Origin of the sequence: Sphingomonas sp. SORGH_AS_0879 (genome assembly GCF_030819175.1) — a bacterium.
In the GTDB taxonomy this organism is placed as follows: Bacteria; Pseudomonadota; Alphaproteobacteria; order Sphingomonadales; family Sphingomonadaceae; genus Sphingomonas.
This window is the reverse complement of sequence record NZ_JAUTBJ010000002.1, coordinates 2,494,520-2,514,842: the sequence shown is the minus strand read 5'-3', so window position 1 is coordinate 2,514,842 and position 20,323 is coordinate 2,494,520. Positions and strand designations below refer to the sequence as shown.

21 protein-coding genes are annotated in these 20,323 nt (G+C 66.8%); 14 read left to right on the top strand and 7 right to left on the bottom strand.

The features are described from left to right. The first annotated feature begins 135 nt into the window (after window positions 1-135). From QE379_RS12510 to QE379_RS12495, 4 genes are read left to right on the top strand one after another with little or no spacing between them, the layout of a single operon-like run. Window positions 136-1,188, top strand: coding sequence for a lytic transglycosylase domain-containing protein (locus QE379_RS12510; RefSeq protein ID WP_307000926.1), 1,053 nt, complete (start codon window positions 136-138; stop codon window positions 1,186-1,188). Next, window positions 1,172-1,855 (top strand): septal ring lytic transglycosylase RlpA family protein, encoded by a 684-nt coding sequence (locus QE379_RS12505; RefSeq protein WP_307000925.1) that lies wholly within the window; start codon window positions 1,172-1,174, stop codon window positions 1,853-1,855. The genes QE379_RS12510 and QE379_RS12505 overlap by 17 nt, the downstream gene beginning before the upstream one ends. A gap of 31 nt (window positions 1,856-1,886) precedes the next feature. Continuing rightward, window positions 1,887-3,059, top strand: a complete 1,173-nt coding sequence (locus QE379_RS12500) for a D-alanyl-D-alanine carboxypeptidase family protein (protein ID WP_307000924.1) — start codon at window positions 1,887-1,889, stop codon at window positions 3,057-3,059. A gap of 7 nt (window positions 3,060-3,066) precedes the next feature. Then, a complete protein-coding gene (locus tag QE379_RS12495; RefSeq protein WP_307000923.1) occupies window positions 3,067-4,041 on the top strand; it encodes an AAA family ATPase in 975 nt (324 codons plus the stop codon). A 118-nt stretch (window positions 4,042-4,159) separates the two neighbouring features. Here QE379_RS12495 and QE379_RS12490 read toward each other — a convergent pair whose 3' ends face one another. After that, window positions 4,160-4,870, bottom strand: coding sequence for an SDR family NAD(P)-dependent oxidoreductase (locus QE379_RS12490; protein ID WP_307000922.1), 711 nt, complete (start codon window positions 4,868-4,870; stop codon window positions 4,160-4,162). Then, entirely contained in the window at window positions 4,870-6,321 is a 1,452-nt protein-coding gene (gene purF / locus QE379_RS12485; protein ID WP_307000921.1) for an amidophosphoribosyltransferase, read from the bottom strand. The genes QE379_RS12490 and purF overlap by 1 nt, the downstream gene beginning before the upstream one ends. A 145-nt stretch (window positions 6,322-6,466) precedes the next feature. Between purF and QE379_RS12480 the strand changes: the two genes are divergently transcribed. From QE379_RS12480 to QE379_RS12465, 4 genes are all read left to right on the top strand, one after another. Then, window positions 6,467-6,718: a Rho termination factor gene (locus QE379_RS12480; protein WP_307000920.1), complete on the top strand. Its 252-nt coding sequence runs from the start codon at window positions 6,467-6,469 to the stop codon at window positions 6,716-6,718. Between the two features lie 64 nt (window positions 6,719-6,782). Next, window positions 6,783-7,145, top strand: coding sequence for a phosphoribosyl-AMP cyclohydrolase (gene hisI / locus QE379_RS12475; protein WP_307000919.1), 363 nt, complete (start codon window positions 6,783-6,785; stop codon window positions 7,143-7,145). Beyond that, window positions 7,142-7,642 carry a hypothetical protein gene (locus QE379_RS12470; protein WP_307000918.1) on the top strand — a complete coding sequence of 167 codons (501 nt, stop codon included), beginning with the start codon at window positions 7,142-7,144 and terminating at the stop codon, window positions 7,640-7,642. Before hisI ends, QE379_RS12470 begins: the two co-directional genes overlap by 4 nt. A gap of 46 nt (window positions 7,643-7,688) precedes the next feature. After that, window positions 7,689-8,099, top strand: a complete 411-nt coding sequence (locus tag QE379_RS12465; protein ID WP_307000916.1) for a MerR family DNA-binding transcriptional regulator — start codon at window positions 7,689-7,691, stop codon at window positions 8,097-8,099. An 8-nt stretch (window positions 8,100-8,107) separates the two neighbouring features. Here the strand turns inward: QE379_RS12465 and QE379_RS12460 are convergent, their stop codons facing one another. Genes QE379_RS12460 through QE379_RS12450 form a run of 3 tightly spaced genes read right to left on the bottom strand, consistent with a single transcriptional unit; the run spans window position 8,108 to window position 11,666 of the window. Then, window positions 8,108-9,400, bottom strand: a complete 1,293-nt coding sequence (locus QE379_RS12460) for a cell wall hydrolase (protein ID WP_307000915.1) — start codon at window positions 9,398-9,400, stop codon at window positions 8,108-8,110. Further along, window positions 9,397-10,317, bottom strand: coding sequence for a cysteine synthase A (gene cysK / locus QE379_RS12455; protein ID WP_307000914.1), 921 nt, complete (start codon window positions 10,315-10,317; stop codon window positions 9,397-9,399). Before cysK ends, QE379_RS12460 begins: the two co-directional genes overlap by 4 nt. Then, entirely contained in the window at window positions 10,314-11,666 is a 1,353-nt protein-coding gene (locus QE379_RS12450) for an MFS transporter (protein ID WP_307000913.1), read from the bottom strand. Before QE379_RS12450 ends, cysK begins: the two co-directional genes overlap by 4 nt. 171 nt (window positions 11,667-11,837) lie before the next feature. On the opposite strand from QE379_RS12450, the gene pdhA reads away from it, so the two are divergent. From pdhA to QE379_RS12425, 5 genes are all read left to right on the top strand, one after another. Then, window positions 11,838-12,881 carry a pyruvate dehydrogenase (acetyl-transferring) E1 component subunit alpha gene (gene pdhA, locus QE379_RS12445; RefSeq protein WP_307000912.1) on the top strand — a complete coding sequence of 348 codons (1,044 nt, stop codon included), beginning with the start codon at window positions 11,838-11,840 and terminating at the stop codon, window positions 12,879-12,881. 1 nt (window position 12,882) lies between these two features. Continuing rightward, window positions 12,883-14,313 (top strand): pyruvate dehydrogenase complex E1 component subunit beta, encoded by a 1,431-nt coding sequence (locus QE379_RS12440; protein ID WP_307000910.1) that lies wholly within the window; start codon window positions 12,883-12,885, stop codon window positions 14,311-14,313. Window positions 14,314-14,402: 89 nt separating this feature from the next. Continuing rightward, a complete protein-coding gene (locus tag QE379_RS12435) occupies window positions 14,403-15,095 on the top strand; it encodes a squalene/phytoene synthase family protein (RefSeq protein WP_307000908.1) in 693 nt (230 codons plus the stop codon). Between the two features lie 268 nt (window positions 15,096-15,363). Further along, window positions 15,364-16,571, top strand: a protein-coding gene (locus QE379_RS12430) for an IS3 family transposase (RefSeq protein WP_307000024.1) whose coding sequence is annotated in 2 segments (ribosomal slippage) — window positions 15,364-15,688 and window positions 15,688-16,571 — 1,209 coding nt in all. Because the reading frame shifts where the segments join, the coding sequence is not laid out codon by codon here. 95 nt (window positions 16,572-16,666) lie between these two features. Continuing rightward, a complete protein-coding gene (locus QE379_RS12425; RefSeq protein ID WP_307000907.1) occupies window positions 16,667-17,158 on the top strand; it encodes a histidine kinase in 492 nt (163 codons plus the stop codon). On the opposite strand, the gene trmFO is transcribed toward QE379_RS12425, so the two are convergent. After that, window positions 17,067-18,461: a methylenetetrahydrofolate--tRNA-(uracil(54)-C(5))-methyltransferase (FADH(2)-oxidizing) TrmFO gene (gene trmFO, locus QE379_RS12420; protein ID WP_307000906.1), complete on the bottom strand. Its 1,395-nt coding sequence runs from the start codon at window positions 18,459-18,461 to the stop codon at window positions 17,067-17,069. The genes QE379_RS12425 and trmFO overlap by 92 nt on opposite strands. Before the next feature lie 74 nt (window positions 18,462-18,535). On the opposite strand from trmFO, the gene QE379_RS12415 reads away from it, so the two are divergent. Continuing rightward, window positions 18,536-18,970 carry a DUF488 family protein gene (locus QE379_RS12415; RefSeq protein ID WP_307000905.1) on the top strand — a complete coding sequence of 145 codons (435 nt, stop codon included), beginning with the start codon at window positions 18,536-18,538 and terminating at the stop codon, window positions 18,968-18,970. Window positions 18,971-18,974: 4 nt separating this feature from the next. Here the strand turns inward: QE379_RS12415 and QE379_RS12410 are convergent, their stop codons facing one another. Beyond that, window positions 18,975-20,255 (bottom strand): methyl-accepting chemotaxis protein, encoded by a 1,281-nt coding sequence (locus tag QE379_RS12410; protein ID WP_307000904.1) that lies wholly within the window; start codon window positions 20,253-20,255, stop codon window positions 18,975-18,977. Window positions 20,256-20,323 lie beyond the last annotated feature (68 nt).

Genomic DNA, 20,323 nt, shown 5'->3' with positions numbered 1-20,323 from the left:
CAAATCCACTATGGATTGCGCGATCATTTTCGCACGTGCTGCCCATGTCGGGCGCGGTTGAGCGTGCCGTCGTTGCGGTGACGCGAGGTTCCGGCGGAGCCCGCGCTATGGCAAACAGAGGGCATGTGGGGGACGATGATCCGGCGTGTGAAGCGCCTCGGCTTTTTCTCGGGTCTGGCGCTGCTGTCGCTGAGCGGCGGTGCGGCGCAGGCGCAGGCGCAGGCGCAGGCGCAGGATGAGGCCGGATTTCAAAGCTATCTTCAACAGTTTCGCGGTACGGCGCTGAACCAGGGCGTCAGCCGCGCGACGCTGGATTCGGTTCTGCCGACCCTGACGCTCAATTCGCGGGTGATCGAGTTGGACCGGCGGCAGCCGGGCGGCCCCGCCAATAGCGGGTTCAGCCCCTTCGCGCCTTATAAGGCGGCGCATGTCGATGCCGCCCGGATCGGTCGGGGGCGGACCAAATATCTGGCGCAGCGCCCGCGCCTGTCGCGGATCGAACGCGAGACGGGGGTCCCCGAATCGATCATGGTCGCCATTTGGGGGCATGAGACCAATTACGGCTCTTATACCGGCAATTTCGACCTGATCCGATCATTGGCCAGCCTGGCCTATGAAGGGCGTCGCCGTCCGCTGTTCGAGGGTGAGTTCATTGCCGCCCTGAAGATGATGGACCGGGGCGTGACCCGTGATCAGCTCAAGGGCAGTTGGGCCGGAGCGACGGGCAATCCGCAATTCCTGCCCTCCATCTATCTGCGGCTGGCTCGCGACGGCGATGGCGACGGACGCGCCGATATCTGGAACAGTGAGGCCGATACGCTGGCCTCGATCGGCAATTACTTCGTCAACGCCGGATGGCGCGCCGGACAGCCCTGGGGCTTCGCGGTGACGGTGCCCGCCGGGTTCGACCAATCGATGGTCCGCAACCGGTTGGTCAGCCCGCGCTGCCCGCGCGTGTTCGAGCGGCACAGCGGATGGCGGACCATGGCCGAATGGCGCGCGCTGGGCATCGTTCCGCAGGGCGTGGCCTGGCCGGGCGATCAGGTGCTGGCGACGCTGATGGAGCCCGACGGGCCGGGGCAGACCGCTTATCTGCTGACCGGCAATTACCGGGTCATCCTGGATTATAACTGCTCCAATTTCTACGCGCTCTCGGTGGGATTGCTGGCCGATGCGATCGCGGGCTGACGCGATCGCGCTGATCGGCATGGCGCTGGTCGCCATGACCTCCGCCATGGCGCATGCCGAGGATGGGGCGGCCCCGCGCTATGGCCCCTATCAGGCGACGGGGCGCGCGAGTTGGTATGGACAGGAACTGGCCGGTCGACGGACCGCGACCGGGCGGCGCTTGGACCCGGACGAGGTGATGATCGCGCATCGCAGCCTGCCGCTCAATTCGATGGTCGAGGTGACCGATGTCGATACCGGGCGAACGATCGTCGCGCGGGTCGGGGACCGGGGGCCGGGGCGGCGCGATCGCCTGGCGGACCTGTCGCTGGGCGCGGCGCGCCTGTTGGGCACCAGCCGTCGGGCGGTCGCCACCATCCGCCTGCGTGCACTGGTGTCGGGCGACGATGGTCCGGGGCTGGTGCTGGCGGGCGCCAACGCCGCACCCGCCGTCGCCCGGCCCATCCTGCTCGACGGCCATAGCCGCTACCGCGTTCAACTCGGCAGTTTTTCCAGCCGCCAGCGGGCGGACGCCATGGCGCATCGCTTTGCCGCGAGGGTCAGCCATGTCGGACGTCTCTGGCGCGTCGAACAGACAGGGATGACGGCCGATTCCGCCAAAGCGTTGCGTGACGCGGCGGCGCAAGCCGGTTATGACGACGCCCGCATCCTGATCCATCAGGATTGACCTCTCGGCTCCCTTTGGTCACGGAACACCCATGAAGACCCTGTACGCATCTTTTGCCGCTCCGCTCGCCCTGGTCGCGCTCGCCAATCCCTCGGTCGCCGCCGCGCCGGAGTTTCAGACGACCGCGCCGGTCGCCTTCATGAAGGACCTGTCCTCGGGCGCGGTCCTGTTTCAGCGCGACGCCGACCGTCGCATGCCCCCGGCGTCGATGGCGAAGATGATGACGGTCTATGTCGCCTTTGATCTGGTCAAGAAGGGCCAGTTGAAGCTGAACGACATGGTCACGGTGCAGCCGGAAACCTGGGCCAAGTGGCACGGCCCGCAGGCGGGGTCGACCATGTTCCTGTCGCCGAACGAGCAGGTCAGCGTCGCCAACCTGCTCTACGGTATCGTCACCCTGTCGGGCAACGACGCCTGCGTCGTGCTGGCCGAGCATATCGCGGGCACCGAGCAGAATTTCGTCGAGCGGATGAACCGCACCGCCAGGCAGATCGGCCTGAACAACAGCCATTTCGGCACCGCCAATGGCTGGCCGGACGGCGGCGTGACCTATGTCACCGCGCGTGATCTGGCCGATCTGGCCGACCACACGATCCAGGACTTCCCGCAACTCTACAAGCAATTCTATTCGCGCCGGGATTTCACCTGGGGCAAGACGATGGGCGGCAACGCCATCACCCAGGCGAACCGTGATCCGCTGTTGGGCCGCGTCGCGGGAGCCGACGGCCTGAAGACCGGCCATACCGAGGAAGCGGGCTATGGCTTCACCGGTTCGGCCGAGCAGAATGGTCGCCGTCTGGTGATGGTGATGGCCGGACTGAACAGCTCGAACGCGCGCGCCGACGAGTCGGTCAAGTTCATGAACTGGGGCTTCCGCGCGTGGCAGGCCAAGCCCGTGGTGGCGCAGGGCAGGAAGGTCGCCGACGCCGAGGTGCAGATGGGATCGTCGGGCAGCGTCGGGCTGGTCGCGCCGCGCCAGTTGACCGTGACGTTGCCCGCCGGACTCGATCCGGCGATCAGTGCCAAGGTCGTCTATCAGGGGCCAATCAAGGCGCCGATCAAGGCGGGTCAGCATATCGCCGATCTGGTCGTCAGTTCGCCCGACATGCCCGCGCAGCGCCTGCCGCTGGTCGCCGACAAGGATGTGGGCGAGGCGGGCTTTTTCGGCCGCGCCTGGGCCGGACTGACCTCGCTCTTCGGTTGAGCCGAACATGACCCTGCCGGTCGGCAATGATGCGGCGCAGGCCGCCTTTGCCGCCGCGCTGGGCGGCGCCAAGCTGCACCATGCCTGGCTGATCGCCGGGCCGGAGGGTGTGGGCAAGGCGAGCTTCGCGCGGGCGGCGGCGACGCGGCTGCTGGCGCGGGCGAGCGGGGCGGGGGCCTTGCCGCCCGGGCTGGCGGTGCCCGAGGAGCATCCGACCGCACGACTGATGGCGGCGGGGTCACATCCCGATTTTCGCGTCATGGCGCGGTTGCCCAAGGATGCGGAAAAGCCCGATCAGGATCTGGCGCGCTCGATCACCATCGCGCAGGTCCGCACGCTGCAACCGATGTTCGCCACCGCGCCCGCCATGGGTCCGGCGCGGGTCGTGCTGATCGACGCGATCGACGATCTGGAGCGGGGCGGGGCGAACGCGCTTCTGAAGAATCTGGAGGAGCCGCCGGCGGGAACGGTGTTCCTGCTGGTCAGCCATGCGCCGGGACGATTGCTGCCGACGATCCGGTCGCGGTGTCGGTTGCTGCGTTTCGAGCGGCTGGCGGACGCGGACGTTGCGCGCGTGCTGCGGATGGAGTTGCCCGAGGCGGACGAGGACGAGATCGCCGCGCTGGTCGCGGTGGCGGACGGTGCGCCGGGCCGGGCCTTGCGCTTCGCCGGACTGAATATCGCCGGGCTGGACAGCGCCATCGCGCGGATCGCTGAAACTGGCGACCCCGGCAATGCCGAGCGGGTCAAGCTGGCCAAGGCGCTGGCAGGCAAAGCGTCTCAGGCGCGGTACGAGGCGTTTCTCGATCGAGTGCCCGCCTTCATCGCGAACCGGGCGCGTGGGCGATCGGGGCCGGGGCTGAAGGCCGCGCTCGATGCCTATGCGGCGGCGCAGGATCTGGCCGGGGCGGCGCGCGGGCTGTCGCTGGATGCGCAGGGAACGGTGTTCGAGATGGCGGGGATCATCGCGACGTTGCGGTGAGGTTTTCCCTTGGCCTTCGACTATGTTCAACCCGAACGGCTGGTGGGAATAGCCGCCCTTCCAAACATCCGTTCAGCCCGAGCGAAGTCGAAGGCCACGCCCAGCCGTGGCCGCAAGCTTACAACCCCACCCGCTCGAAATGCCCGGACTCGAAACCGCCGATCGCCAGTTCCACGATCCGCGCCGCCACCACCTCCGGTGCTTTCACCGACGCAGGGTCTTCACCCGGATAGGCCTTGGCCCGCATCTCCGTCCGCGTCGCACCGGGATCGAGGATCGCGGTGCGGATTCGGCTGATCTCGGCGGTTTCGTCGCCATAGGCACCCAGCAACGTCTCGAACGCCGCCTTGGACGCGCCGTACGCCCCCCAATAGGCGCGCGGCTTGCGCCCGACCGAGGACGTGACGCCGATCACCCGCGCCGCATCCGAGCGCCGGAGCATCGGGTCGAAGGCGGAGATCAGCGCGGCCTGCGCACTGACGTTCAGGGTCAGGACGCGGGCGAATTCCTTAGGGTCTATGGCGGGCACGGCGGCCAGCGAACCCAGCATCGCGGCGTTCAGGACCATCACGTCCAGCGCCTGCCAGCGTTCGCCGATCGCGGCGGCGAGGCGGGCGATCGAGTCGTTTTCCGCCAGGTCGAGCGGGGCGATCGTCGCCGATCCGCCCGCGTTGAAGATGGTCTCCTCGACCTCTTCCAGCCCCTTGGGGGTGCGGGCGGTCAGGACGACATGCGCCCCCGCCGCCCCCAGCGCGATGGCGGTCGCGGCACCGATCCCCCGGCTGGCCCCGGTGACGAGGGCCAGCTTGCCAGACAGCGCCCCCGCCATCAGGCGACCCGCTCCGCCAGCAACTGGAACTGATCGACCGGCGCGGTTTCGTCATGGTCGGTCAGCGTCGTCGGATAGTCGCCGGTGAAGCAGGCGTCGCAATAGCTGGGCGTATCGCCGCGCGCCGCGTTCAGCGCCTTGTACAGCCCCTCGATCGACACGAAGGACAGGCTGTCGGCATGGATGAAGTCGGTCATGCCGCCCAGGTCCAGCTTGGCGGCGAGCAGCTTGGCGCGCTCGGGCGTGTCGACGCCGTAGAAGCAGCTATGCCGGGTCGGCGGGCTGGCGATGCGCATATGCACCTCCGCCGCGCCGGCTTCGCGCATCATCTGCACGATCTTGAGGCTGGTGGTGCCGCGCACGATCGAATCGTCGATCAGGACGACCTTCTTGCCCTGGATCAGCGCGCGATTGGCATTGTGCTTCAGCTTGACGCCCAGATGCCGGACCTTGTCACCCGGCTGGATGAAGGTGCGACCGACATAGTGCGAGCGGATGATGCCCAGTTCGAACGGAATGCCCGACGCCTGGGCATAGCCGATCGCGGCGGGGACGCCCGAATCGGGAACCGGGATGACCAGATCGGCATCGACCGGCGCTTCATGCGCAAGCTGCGCACCGATTTCCTTGCGGACCGAATAGACCGACTGGTCGCCCGCGATCGAATCGGGGCGGCTGAAATAGACCCATTCGAAGATGCAGGGGCGGGGGGCGACCGACTGGAACGGGTGGATCGAGCGGATCTCGTTGCCCTGCACGATGACCAGTTCGCCCGGCTCTACCGCGCGCTCGAAGGTCGCGCCGCACACGTCGAGCGCTACCGTCTCCGAGGCGAAGATCACCGAACCGTCGAGGCGGCCCATGACCAGCGGCCGGATGCCCAGCGGATCGCGGCAGGCGATCATGCCCTCGGGCGTCATCACGATGAGGGAGTAGGCGCCCTCGACCTGCTTCAGCGCGTCGATGAACCGGTCGAGCAGGGTGCGGTAGTTGGAAGTGGCGACCAGATGGATGATCGTCTCGGTATCGCTGGTCGACTGGAAGATCGAACCGCGACGGACGAGTTCGCGACGCAGCTTCATCGCGTTGGAGATATTGCCGTTATGCGCGATGGCGAAGCCGCCGGTCGACAGATCGGCATAAAGCGGCTGGACGTTGCGCAGCGCGGTTTCGCCGGTGGTCGAATAGCGGACATGGCCGCAGGCGACATCGCCCGGCAGGCCGCGAATCACGTCGTCACGGTCGAAATTGCCCGCGACATGGCCCATGGCGCGGTGCGTATGGAACAGCGTCCCGTCGAAGCTGGTGATCCCCGCCGCTTCCTGGCCGCGATGCTGGAGCGCGTGCAGGCCGAGGGCGGTCAGTGCCGCCGCGCCGTCGGCGCCGGACACGCCGAAGATGCCGCATTCCTCGCGGAGTTTGTCGTCGTCGAAGGGGTTGGTGGTCAGCATGGGGAGAGGCGCTCGCAACGTTCGCAACTAAGGGGCAGACGGGGCGCATATAGGAACGTGATCTGCGTTTGTCGCCTGTTTGTCATGGTTGCCGGGATCATTTTGCCGAAAGCAGCGTTTCGGGCCAGAAAGCAGGAGATGCCATATGGCGCGCGATCACGGAGCCCATATCAAGGATGACGGGCTGTACGAGGAACTCCGCAAGCAGGGGCAATCCAAGGAGAAAGCGGCGCGTATCGCCAATGCCAAGGCGAAGGGCAGCTTGAAGCATCGCTCCACCCATCTGGAGGACCGCACCAAGGACGAGTTGATGAACGAAGCCCGCGAGATCGGGATCGCCGGGCGGTCCAGGATGGACAAGTCCGCGCTGATCAAGGCGATTCGCGACCACGGGTGAGGTGGCGGACCTGGCAACGCTGGCAATGGATGACTCCGCCGGTATTCCGCTTTAACGCCACCCCATGGCCGACTATCGAGACACCGGGCTGACGCTCGATCCCAAATTCGACGCGAACGGATTGCTGACCGCGATCGCCACTGACCGCGCGAGCGGCGAGTTGTTGATGGTCGCGCATATGAATGAGGAAGCGCTCGACGCCACCCGGAATACCGGCGAGGCGCATTTCTGGTCGCGCAGCCGGGGGCGGCTTTGGAAGAAGGGGGAAAGCTCCAACAATGTCCTGCGCGTCGTGGAGATGCGCATTGACTGCGACCAGGATGCGATCTGGCTGATCTGTGATCCTGCCGGTCCGGCCTGTCACACGGGGCGACGCAGTTGCTTCTACCGGCGGATCGAGGGTGACGGGTTGGCGCCGGTCGCGTGACCTGGCACTGGGCGATCCTGTTGCTCGCCGGGCTGACGGCGGCTTGCGGTTCCTCGGAAGGCGAAGCGGACGGGAATGCCGCCGGTGAGCGGCTGGAGCGGGCGAGCATCGCCGCCGGTCTGGTCGCCGATCCCGCCGCCGCGCCGCTCGACGGCATCTGGTCGCGCGACACGGACCGCATGTGCATCGTCCCCCAATCGGGCGGGATGCGGCGAATCGGCGTGATCCTGGACTATGGCGAGGGGCAGGGGTGCACGGCGCGCGGCACATTGCAACGGAGCGGGCCGGATTTGAACGTCGCGCTGGGGGGCTGCCGCTTCACCGCGAATTTCGATGGCGAGACCATCCAATTCCCCGCCCGCCTGCCGACCGAGTGCAACACGCTATGTACCGGTCGCGCCAGCCTGTCAGCTTTGATCGTCGAGCGGATCAGCGCCTCGACCGCCGAGGCGAGCACCCTGCGCAACGGCCAGGGGATCGCTCTCTGCGGCGCGTGAGCAGGTCGATTGACGTGCACGTAAACGGCATTTAGCCTTCGCGGCCATGTCCAAGCCCACCGCTCCTGCCGTGACCCCCTCCCGGAGCGACCGCGATGATTATTCCATTACACAGCTCTGCACCGAGTTCGGCGTCACCGCTCGCGCATTGCGTTTCTATGAGGACGAAGGGCTGATCTCTCCCGAGCGGCGGGGAACGCAGCGCATCTATTCGCAACGGGATCGCGCCCGGTTGGCGTGGATCCTGCGTGGCAAGCGGGTGGGGTTCAGCCTGGCCGATATTCGCGAGATGATCGACCTCTACGATCTGGGCGACGGTCGGCGTCAGCAGCGGGAGGTGACCGTCGCCCGCTGCACCGCCAAGATCGACGCGCTACAGGCGCAGAAGCGTGATATCGATGCCGCCATCGCCGAGTTGACCGAATTCGTGGCCTTGGTCCAGTCGCATCAGGATTGAAGCGACGATCAGGGCTTTTGCGGATCGATAGTCGCGCTGCTGGCGCGGCGGACGCCGCCCAATTCGCCCGGTGCTGTCGGTGTCGCGCTGGCTTGCGGCGTCGGGCTTGGCACGGGGGCGGGGGGCATGACCGTCATTACCTGTCGCTTCATGCACCTGGGACCGCGCAGCGCCGGATAGAGCGTGCAGTTCCAAAGCGTCCGCTCCAGCCCCGCTGCAGTATCACGGAGATAGCTGAACGCCATCGCGTCCATCTGTCCCGATGTCAGCGGTACGGTGGATGGCGGCGCGACGCCGTCGCGCCAGGCCATGACGGTGCAATGCTTGCGCTCTCCGCACAGCTTCAGAGCGAACGCCGCGAACCCCTCGGGCGCGAGGCTACCGGGTAGCGTCACAAGGAACATGTCCGGATCGCTCGCGAGCGGAGCCGCCGTGCCCGTGGCGACGGCGCCCTCGGCCAGCGCCGCGCCCGCCTCTCCGCTCGCCTCGGCCCCGGCGCGATGCGGGGGTGAGAAGGGTGCGAGTTGGGCGAGGACCGGCTCGCCCGCCACCTGGTGCCGGTTGAAGGCAGGGGGCGTGCCCCACCAGCCGGACCAGCGGAAGAACAAATGGCTGCCGACCGCTGCGACTTTATCGAGGCTGGCCTGCCAATAGGGCACGACCCAGTCGGTATGATAATGGGTGGCATGGCCGACGGGGCGGAAGACCCTGCCGTTCAGCGCCATGGCCGCGATTTCGCGGGCGCGGGCCCAGGCGGCTTCGGGCGGCTGCCATTTGGTCAGCGCGCCATCGCAGGTGAAGGTGAACTGGCAGCCGGTCGAGCGCTCCTGCCCCTCGAACACCACGCCGCACACCGTCTTCGGGAAAGCCGGATGGCGGAGGCGGTTGAGCACGACCTGCGCCACCGCCTGCTCGCCCTTGGCATCGTCGCCCGCTTCATAGAGCACGCCCGCCGCCAGACAGTCGAGCGCACGCGCCTTGTCCTCCGCCGTGCCGCGAAAGACGAAGGGGCGCGCCGCCGGATTGGGATCGGACGAGAAGGGGACGCCTTCGTTATACGCCCGCGCCTCGTCCGGGCTCATGTCGATGAAGGCGACCGGCTCGACCGGGGGTAGTTCGGCGGGGGGCACCACGCGCTGCGGACGCGCCGACCGCTGGGGCGACGCGTGCGAGCCGTGAGGGATGGCGGGGGCGTTCGCCACGAGCAAAGCCGGTACGACGCTGGCCGTACCGGCGATCACGATCAAAGGGGCGAACAGTGCCGCGCGGAGGCCGCCGCGCGGCGTGGGACTGTCGATCACTGTTCGGGCAGGAAGTCCGGCACCGACAGATAACGCTCGCCCGTGTCGTAATTGAAGCCCAGGACGCGGACCCCCTCGGGCAGGTCGGGCAGCTTCTGAAGGATGGCAGCCAGCGTCGCGCCCGAGGAAATGCCGACCAGCAGCCCCTCTTCCCGCGCCGAACGACGCGCCATGTCCTTGGCGACATTGGCGTCGACCTCGATCACCCCGTCGATCGCCTGGGTGTGGAGATTGGCGGGGATGAAACCCGCGCCGATCCCCTGGATCGGGTGCGGGCCCGGCTGGCCGCCCTGGATGACCGGTGAGGCGGCGGGCTCGACCGCATAGACCTTGAGGCCGGGCCATTCCTTCTTCAACGTCTCGGCGACGCCGGTGATATGGCCGCCCGTGCCGACGCCGGTGATGATGACGTCGATCGGCGAATCGCGGAAGTCGTTCAGGATTTCCTGTGCCGTCGTGCGGACGTGAACGTCGATATTGGCCGGGTTCTCGAACTGCTGCGGCATCCAGGCGCCCGGTGTCTCGCGCACGATCTCCAGCGCGCGTTCGATCGCGCCCTTCATGCCCTTCTCACGTGGCGTCAGGTCGAAGGTCGCGCCATAAGCCAGCATCAGGCGGCGGCGCTCGATCGACATGGATTCGGGCATGACCAGGATCAGCTTGTAACCCTTGACCGCCGCGACCATCGCAAGGCCGACGCCGGTATTGCCGCTGGTCGGCTCGACGATGGTGCCGCCGGGCTTCAACTGGCCGCTGGCCTCCGCCGCCTCGACCATCGCCAGCGCGATTCGGTCCTTGATCGAGCCGCCGGGATTGGAGCGTTCGGACTTGATCCAGACCTCCGATCCGGGGAACAGCCGCTGGAGCTTGATATGTGGCGTGTTGCCGATCGTTTCCAGGATGGTGTTGGCCTTCATGGCTTGGCTTCTCCGTGGGTTGGTTCGGTTGCAAGGATCTCGGGAGGGTCAAAGGTTCGCGCGCGCCGGAGTTCCGGAAACAGCCGCGACCAGAGCAGGGTGACGCCGATCGCACCGACCCCGCCGAACACCACCGCGCCCACGGGGCCGAGGATCGAGGCCATCACCCCGCTCTCGAACTCGCCCAGTTCGTTGGAGGCCGAGATGGTCAGTTGCGACACCGCGCTCACCCGCCCGCGCATGGCGTCGGGGGTGTGAAGCTGGATCAGCGACTGGCGGACATAGACCGACACCATGTCCGCGCCGCCCGCGACGATCAGCGCGATCAGGCTGAGGATGAAGGCGGGGTGGAGGAAGAGGGTGACGCCGCCCAGCGCGACCGTGCCGCTGGACAGGCCCAGCAGGTTCGTCACCTGGCTGGCGATGCCGAAGGTCAGGATGGCCAGGCCGAACACGACGACCGAAATCAGCATCTTCACGCCGACATTGGAGGTCATCGGCTTGAACGAGAACCAGATGGCGGTCGCCGCCGCGCCGATCCCCATGCCCGCCGCCAGCACGCCCAGCCCCTGCGACCCGACATGCAATATGTCGCGGGCATAGACCGGCAGCAACGAGGTCGCCCCCGCCAGCAGCACCGCGAACAGATCGAGCGTGATCGCCGCCTGCACCAGCCGGTTGCGGCGGACATAGCCGAACCCCTCGACGATTCGGGTCAGTGGGCGACGGTCGGTCTGGGCGGGCGGTTGCGGCACCGGGCCGATCAGGAAGATGCAGAGCAGCGCGATGCCGAACAGGACGGTCGCGACCCCGTAGGCGAATTCGGGATGAATGGCGTAGAGCAGCCCGCCGACGCTGGGCCCCGCGATCGTGCCGACCTGCCAGGCGATCGAACTGACCGCGATGGCGGTGGGCAGGCTTTCGCGCGGGACCAGATTGGGGGCGAGCGCCGAATAGGCCGGGCCGGAAAAGGCCCGTGCGATGCCGAACGCCACCGCGGCGGCGAACAAGGCCCCGAGCGTCAGATGCCCCGACCAGGTCAACAACCACAGGGTCGCGGCGGTCAGCACCAGCAGGGCGGTCGTCGCCCGCACGATCCAGCGCCGATCGACGCTGTCGGCGACCAGTCCGGTGATCGGAGTCAACAAAAACAGCGGCACGAACTGCGCGAAGCCGATCATGCCCAGCATGAAGGCGGCCTGTTTGACGTCCATCGTCTCACGGGCCAGATTGTAAACCTGCCATCCAATGACGATCGACATCGCCGATACCGCGATGGTCCCGCTGAACCGCGACAGCCAGTAGCTGCGGAAATTGGCGATGCGGAACGGGTGTTTGGGTCTATCCATAATCGACGGGCGTTGTAGGCTGCGGTCCGCCGACAAGGCAACCGAGGCAAAGCTATTCGCCCCTAAATTCCCGCTGTCCGAGTGGGAATTGATAGGGGGAATTGAGTTTCATGACAAAGCACGCCAATAGGCGTCCATCCTTCCCTAACGGAAACAAAGGTGTTCCCGACTGTGGCAAAAGCTCCAAGCCGTACCAGCGAGCCCCCCATCCCCAATCGGGAGCGTCCCGCCGAACCGCAACCGTTCCAGGCCAGCAAGGAACAGTTGCTGGATTTCTACAAGCAGATGCTCCTGATCCGCCGCTTCGAGGAAAAGGCGGGTCAGCTTTATGGCCTGGGCCTGATCGGCGGTTTCTGCCACCTCTATATCGGCCAGGAGGCCGTGGCGGTGGGTCTCCAGTCGGCGCTCGACGGCGACAAGGATTCGGTCATCACCGGATATCGCGACCATGGCCATATGCTGGCCTATGGCATCGATCCCAAGGTCATCATGGCCGAGCTCACGGGGCGTGCCGCCGGCATCTCCAAGGGCAAGGGCGGGTCGATGCACATGTTCTCGACCGAGCATAAATTCTATGGCGGCCACGGCATCGTCGGCGCCCAGGTGTCGCTGGGCACCGGCCTGGCGTTCGGGCACAAGTACAGCAATGACGGCGGCGTCTGCCTCGCCTATTTCGGCGACGGCGCGGCCAATCAGGGCCAGGTGTACGAGAGCTTCAACATGGCCGAGCTGTGGAAGCTGCCGATCATCTTCGTGATCGAGAACAACCAGTACGCCATGGGCACCGCGGTCAACCGCGCCTCGTCCGAGGACCAGCTTTACCGTCGTGGCGAGAGCTTCCGCATCCCCGGCATCCAGGTCGACGGCATGGACGTGCTGGCGTGCCGCGGTGCCGCCGAAGAGGCGCTGGCCTGGGTCCGTGCGGGCAAGGGTCCGGTCATCCTGGAGATGAAGACCTATCGCTATCGCGGTCACTCCATGTCCGACCCGGCCAAGTATCGCAGCCGCGAGGAAGTGCAGGGCGTTCGCGACAAGTCGGACCCGATCGACCACGTCAAGAAGCTGCTCGAAGCGCAGGGCGTTACCGAGGCCGATCTGAAGGCGCTGGAGCAGGACATCCGCAAGACGGTCAACGAAGCGGCGGACTTCGCCGAGCAGACCCCCGAGCCCGATGTGGCTGAACTCTACACTGAAGTGCTGGTGGAGCGTTACTAAGATGGCGATCGAGATCAAGATGCCGGCCCTTTCGCCGACGATGGAAGAGGGCACGCTCGCCAAGTGGCTGGTGAAGGAAGGCGATACGGTCAAGTCCGGCGACATCATGGCCGAGATCGAGACCGACAAGGCGACGATGGAGTTCGAGGCCGTCGATGAGGGCGTGATCGCCAAGATCATGGTCGCCGAGGGCACCGACAATGTGAAGGTCGGCACCGCCATCGCGCTGCTGGCCGAAGAGGGCGAGGACGTGGCGACCGCCGCCGCTTCGGGTTCGCGTTCGGGCGATGCGGCCAATGCCGCGCCGAAGAACGAGGCGACCGACCAGGCTTCGCCGCCGATGCCGGAAGGCGCGGCCGCCGCCGAGCAGGAAAGCGGCACGCAGAAGCTGGTCGCTAGCGCCGAGCAGGAAGCGCCCGCCTCGCCGGAAATCCCGGAAGGGACCGAGATGGTGAAGCTCACCGTCCGCGAAGCGCTGCGCGATGCGATGGCCGAGGAAATGCGCGCCGACGACCGTGTCTTCGTGATGGGCGAGGAAGTCGCGCAATATCAGGGCGCGTACAAGGTGACGCAAGGGTTGCTCGACGAGTTCGGCGACCGCCGCGTGATCGACACGCCGATCACCGAGTACGGCTTTGCCGGTGTCGGCACCGGCGCCGCCATGGGCGGCCTGCGCCCGGTCATCGAGTTCATGACGTTCAACTTCGCCATGCAGGCGATCGACCACATCATCAACTCGGCCGCCAAGACCAACTATATGTCCGGCGGCCAGATGCGCTGCCCGATCGTGTTCCGTGGTCCCAATGGTGCCGCCAGCCGTGTGGGTGCGCAGCACTCGCAGAATTACGGCCCCTGGTACGCTTCGGTCCCCGGCCTGATCGTGATCGCGCCCTATGATGCGGCCGATGCCAAGGGCCTTCTGAAGGCCGCGATCCGTTCGGAAGACCCGGTCGTCTTCCTCGAGAACGAACTGATGTACGGTCGTTCGTTCGACGTGCCCAAGCTCGACGATTTCGTCCTGCCGATCGGCAAGGCGCGGATCATGCGCGAGGGCAAGGACGTGACGCTCGTGTCCTACTCGATCGGCGTGGGCGTTGCGCTCGAAGCCGCCGAGAAGCTGGCCGCCGAGGGCATCGATGCGGAGGTCATCGATCTGCGCACGCTGCGTCCGCTCGACACCAAGACAGTGCTCAAGTCGCTCGCCAAGACCAACCGCCTGGTCGTGGTCGAGGAAGGCTGGCCGACCTGCTCGATCGCGTCGGAAATCACCGCCGTCGTGATGGAAGAGGGCTTTGACGACCTCGACGCACCGGTGCTGCGCGTGACCAACGAGGACGTGCCGCTGCCTTACGCCGCGAACCTCGAAAAGCTGGCGCTGGTCGACGCGAACAAGGTCATCGCCGCCGTCAAGAAGGTCACTTATCGCGGCTGAGCGATCGGGTAATCTGTGTTGGAAAGGGGGCCTTTCGGGAAACCGGGAGGCCCTTTTTCATGCGCGCCATCCGTGCGAAGGGCAGGGACATGACCGATACGCCCCGATCCGAGACGCCCCAGCCCGCCATCGAAGCGGTGATGCGCGAACAGGCGCTGGCGGTCGGTTATGCGCCCGCCTCGGCGCGAGAAGGGTTCGCGGCGCTGCTCGACCTGGACCACCAACTCGCCTCGATCCTGCAAAGCACGACCGAGCCGATGATCGGCCAGATGCGGCTGACCTGGTGGTATGAGGCGCTGGAAAAGCTGGATAGCGAACCCGCGCCCGCGCACCCGGTGTTGCAGCGACTGGCGGGGGCGGTCCTGCCCGGTGGCGTGCGGGGTGCCGACCTGGCGCCGATGATCGAAGGGTGGGAGGCTTTGCTCGATGATGGCGAGCCCTTGGATGACGAACGCATCGCGCGTCACTCTGAGGCGCGGGGTGGGGTGTTGTTTGCGAGTGTCGGACGGTTGCTGGGGCAGCGGGGGATGGAGCCGCTGGGGATGGGCTGGGCCAAGGCCGACCTGGCGCAGCATGTTTCCGATGATGCCACCCGTGCGCGAATCGGGGGGATGGCATTATCGGAACTGGATTTGGCGCTGGCCCCTAAGTCGCCGAAACCGATACGGACGCTGACCGGCCTTGCCGTTCTGGCGCGCGAAACTCTGCGTCGCCCGGATCGCTGGCCCGGCCATCCGATGCGTGCGGCACGGCTGGCGTGGCATGGCCTGACGGGTCGTTAGCCTTCGCCCAATGCATCCACCCCTGCGAAGGCCGGGGTCCAGTTACGACGTCCCCTCGGAGGCGCCGGACCGCCAAACCATCAGCCGTATTGCACCTGGGCCCCGGCCTTCGCCGGGGTGGATGCATTGGGGTAACGTGATGCCACACCAAACCCCGTTCAGCCTGAGCGAAGTCGAAGGCCAAGGGAAAGCTGAACTGGCCCCCATTTCGACCGGACGGATTTGAGCCTAGGAAGGAGGCTTGGGGCTATCCCCTGAGCATAGGCTTATGTCCGTGTCCGAGATCATCACCGACGGCGGTCGTCGCCGTCACTGGAGCACGCCCGAGAAGCTGAGGATCGTCGAGGAGACGCTCGATGGTCGGGAGAGCATATCGGTGGTGGCGCGCCGCAACGGCGTGGCGCCGAACCTGCTGTACCGTTGGCGGCGGCTGATGCTGGAAGGCGGGAGCGTTGCAGTTGCCGGCGACGACGACGTGACCAGCAACCGGCAGGTCCGCGAGATGGAAACCCGCATCCGCGAACTGGAGCGCCAGCTCGGGCGCAAGACGCTGGAGGTCGAGATACTGAAGGAGGCGCTGGAGCGCTCGCGCCCAAAAAAAGCGAGCTTGCTCATGCACTCGCCGCTGCCGGAGACTATCCGGTGAGCCTGGTCGCCAGCACGCTCGGGGTCGGGCGTTCGACGGTGTACGACCGCCTGACGGGAACCACCAGGACGCGCGGGCCGTACGCCAAGGCCGACGACACGGATCTGCTGCCCTGCATTCGCCAGATCGCCGCGCAACGGCCAACATACGGCTACCGCCGCATCGCGGCGGTCCTCAATCGGCAGCGGCGCGCCGAAGGACTTGCGCCGGTCAACCACAAGCGCGTCTACCGCATCATGGCGGCGGACCGCCTGCTGCTGGCGCGGCGCTACGCCGAGCGAGCCGACTATGGGCATGACGGCGTCGTAGTGACGATCCGCTCGAACCTGCGCTGGTGCTCCGACGGCTTCGAGTTCACCTGCTGGAACGGTGAGGTCGTGCGCGGTGCCTTCATCATCGACGCCCATGACCGCGAGATCATCTCGTGGCGCGCGGTTGCCAATGCCGGCATCAGCGGCTCGGACGTGCGCGACATCATGCTGGAAGCCGTGGAAACCCGCTTCGGCACCATGCGCGCGACGACACCGGTCGAGATGCTGTCGGACAACGGTTCGGCCTATACCGCCTGCGAAACACGGACCTTTGCCCGGCAGCTGGGCCTCAAACCCTGCTTCACCCCCGTCCGCAGCCCGCAGTCCAACGGCATCTCGGAGGCCTTCGTCCATACCCTCAAACGGGATTACGTCCGCGTCTCGCCGCTGCCGGACGCACTCACCGCGTTGACATCGCTTGCCGGATGGATCGAGGACTACAACGACAACCACCCCCATTCAGGGCTCAAAATGCGTTCGCCGCGCGAGCATCGCGCACTGGTTTCTGCAACCGCTTGAACCCGTCCGGTGAAACGGGGGCCAGATCAAAAGCCTTGCCGCCCATCCTTAATCCCGGTTAACCATAGTGTGTCTGACGGGGGGAGACAAAACCGATGTGGCGCTATCTGGCGGGGGGCTTGGGCACGCTTATGCTGGTGGGGGCAGGGCTGTTCCTGTGGGGCAGCCGTCCCGATGCGCCTTCCCCGCTCCCCGCCGCGAGTGCGGCGGCGGGCGTGCCGACGCAAGCCGCCGAGGACGACGCCGCTCTCCCCGAGGCTTCGGCCAAGACTCGCGAGCAGAAGCGTTTCGACCGCTACGACAAGGACCGCGACGGCAAGATCACGCGCGAGGAATATCTCGCCGCGCGGCGCAAGGCTTACGCCAAGCTGGACCGAGACGGCGACGGCAAGCTGAGCTTCGACGAATGGGCGATCAAGGCGACGACCAAATTCGCCGCCGCCGACCATGACAAGTCAGGGGCGATGAACCCGGCCGAGTTCGCCACCACCGCCGTCAAGCGTCGACCGGCTGCTCGGCGGGACTGTCCTCCGGCGCAAAGGGCACGGGCTGAGGCACCGGAGGCGGCCCCGGCGGAAGAGAGTTGAGCCAGCCGGGCAGGGCTTCGCGCGCGCGGTCGGTGTACATCTTCTTGCGGTCGGCCTTCTTGGTCCGGCCGGGGATCGGCGGGAACAGGCCGAAATTGACGTTCATCGGCTGATAGGTTTCGGCCTCGGCCAGCCCGGTGATATGGCCGAGCAGCGAGCCCAGGGCGGTTTCGACCGGCGGCGGAGCGATGGTGCGTCCGGTCAGTTCCGCCGCCGCGAACCGCCCGGCGAGCAGGCCGATCGCCGCGCTCTCGATATAGCCCTCACAGCCCGTGATCTGCCCCGCAAAGCGCAGGTTAGGCCGCGATTTCAGCCGCAGCGTCGCGTCGAGCAATTCGGGCGAGCGGATGAAGGTGTTGCGATGCAGGCCCCCCAGCCGTGCGAACTCGGCCTTTTCCAGCCCGGGAATGGTGCGGAAGATGCGGATCTGCTCGGCATATTTCAGCTTGGTCTGGAATCCGACGATATTCCACAGCGTCCCCGCCGCATTGTCCTGCCGCAACTGGACGACGGCATAGGGCCAGCGTCCGGTGCGCGGATCGTCCAGCCCGACGCCCTTCATCGGCCCGAAGCGCAGCGTGTCGACCCCGCGCTCGGCCATGACCTCGACCGGCATGCAGCCGTCGAAATAAGGGGTGTTCTTCTCCCACTCGCGGAATTCGGTCTTCTCGCCGTCGAGCAGCGCTTGGTGGAAGGCCAGATACTGGTCCTTGTCCATCGGGCAGTTGATGTAATCCTTGCCCGTGCCCTTGTTCCAGCGGCTCTGGAACCAGGCCACGTCCATGTCGATCGACTCGCGGTGGACGATGGGCGCGATGGCGTCGAAAAAGGCCAGCGCCTCCGCGCCCGTCGCCTCGCCGATCCCGCCCGCCAGCGACGGCGCGGTCAGCGGGCCGGTGGCGATGATCGCGGGCCCCTCCGGCAGCGCGTCGATCCGCTCGCGCACGATGGTGATGTTCGGATGCGCCGCCAGCGTCGCCGTCACCCCGCCGGAGAAGCCGTCGCGGTCCACCGCCAGCGCCGAACCGGCGGGCACGGCGTGAACATCGCCCTTCGCCATGATGATCGAGCCGAGTGCGCGCATCTCCTGATGCAGCAACCCCACCGCGTTGGATGTCGCATCGTCCGAGCGGAAGGAGTTGGAGCAGACCAGCTCCGCCAGGTCGCCGCCATGATGGGCGGGCGTCGTGTCCGCTCCGCCGCGCATTTCGGACAGGCGCACCTTCAGTCCCGCCTCGGCCAGTTGCCAGGCGGCCTCCGAACCGGCGAGGCCGCCGCCGATCACATGAATTTCATAGGTCATCACCCGGCCTTAAACGCGGACGGCCCCGGTTGGAAGGACTTGGCGCGCGGGATGCGGCTCCCCATTTCGCCGATATGACCACCATCTTCACCATCGGCTATGAGGGCGCGACCGTCGACGGCTTTCTGGCGACGTTGAAACAGGCCGGGGTCGCGCGGCTGATCGACGTGCGCGCCTTGCCGCTGTCGCGGCGGCCGGGCTTTTCCAAATCGCCGCTGGCCGCCGCGCTGCGCGAGGTGGGGATCGACTATGTCCTTCTGAAAGACCTGGGCACGCCCAAGCGCGGGCGCGATGCGGCCAAGAAAGGCGATGTGGGAACGCTGCGCGCGGTCTATGACGATCAGCTTGCCCTGCCCGAGGCGCAGGTCGCGGCGGTGCGGATGCTCGACCTGGCGCGTGAGAAGCCCAGCGCGCTGCTCTGCTACGAACGCGATCCGTGCCATTGCCACCGGACCCTGTTGCTGGAGGCGGTGGGGCAGGGGACGACGGTGGTCGACCTCTACGTCTGACCCATCAGGCGACGGTCGCGACGAAGGCCGCCGTGCGATCGCGGAGCGTGGAGATGGTCCGCTCCAGCGCTTCGGCCAGCGTCAGGAGCGATCCGGCATCGCGATCGATCCGGGTCGCATCCTGTTCGACCTGACGGACCTGCTCCGCGACCCGGCGGGCCGAGGCGACCGATTGATCGACATTGGCGGCGATGGCGGTGGTGGCGAAGCCTTGCGCGGCGACCGCCTCGTCGATCGATTGCGAGATGACGCCGATCGCGTCGACTTCCCGGTTAAGCTGCGCCTGTTCGACGACCAGCGCGTGGAGATTGGCCTTCACCTCGCCGACATTGCGCGCCGCGTTCTGGGCGGCCTCGCGGGTTTGCCCGGCCAGCGCCTTCACCTCATGCGCGACGACCGCGAAGCCGCGTCCCGCCTCGCCCGCGCGTGACGCCTCGATCCCGGCGTTCAGCGCGAGCATATTGGTGCGTGCCGAGACATTCTCGATCAGGGACAGAAGCGTGTTGATCGTGGAGGCCGCGTCGGCCAGCGCCTCGGCGCGGCGATCCGTCGCGGCGATCTGGAGGCGCACGGCATTGCGAATGGTGCGCGATCGCTCCATGTCGTGGGTGATCGCGGCGAAGGCCCTGGCCAAGTCATGGCCGCGCGTCGCGATATCGGTCAGGGCCGTACCGGCATCGGCCATCGCCTCGGTCATGCGACCGGCACCGGCATGGGTCTCGCCGGCATAGCGTGCGAGATCGCTTGCCATCCGGCTCATATCGACCGTCCCGCGCAGGAGCGTGTCGGCCAGGGAAGCGATGTCGGCGGTGAACGACCGTGCGGCGTCGTCCATATAGCGGGCCCGCGCCATGCGTTCCCGCGCCAGGGCCATCTGGGCATCGGCGGCCAGGCGCGCGATCTTCGCGGCGTCGAGAAGCCCCGCAAAGACTCCGCCCACGGTCAGGATCAGCGCATCCGGCGCTCCCCAATCGGCGTGCAGCGCGAGCTTTTCGGAAAGCGGCGCATTTTCGTCGCAGCAGGGATAGGGGCGGACATAGGCGGTCAGCGTTGCGCCAAAATCGGGGTTCTGAAGCAGCGCATGGCCGAACGGGTTGTAGAGCAGCCCCTTCACATCGCGCTCGGTGATCGCGCCGACCGGCCGCCGCCGCATATCCAGCACGGGGAGCAGCCGCATATCCGGATATTGTCGGAACAGCCCGATCGCATCGGTCAGCGAGGCATCGCTTCCGATCACCGGACTGTCGGTGCAGGGGGATCCGGGCGAGAAGACGGGCGGCTTCATGGTTCGCCATTTTACCGCCCGAGGGTAAAGGCGATGTTAGAAACGCGTGACGTTTCGATGACGAAACG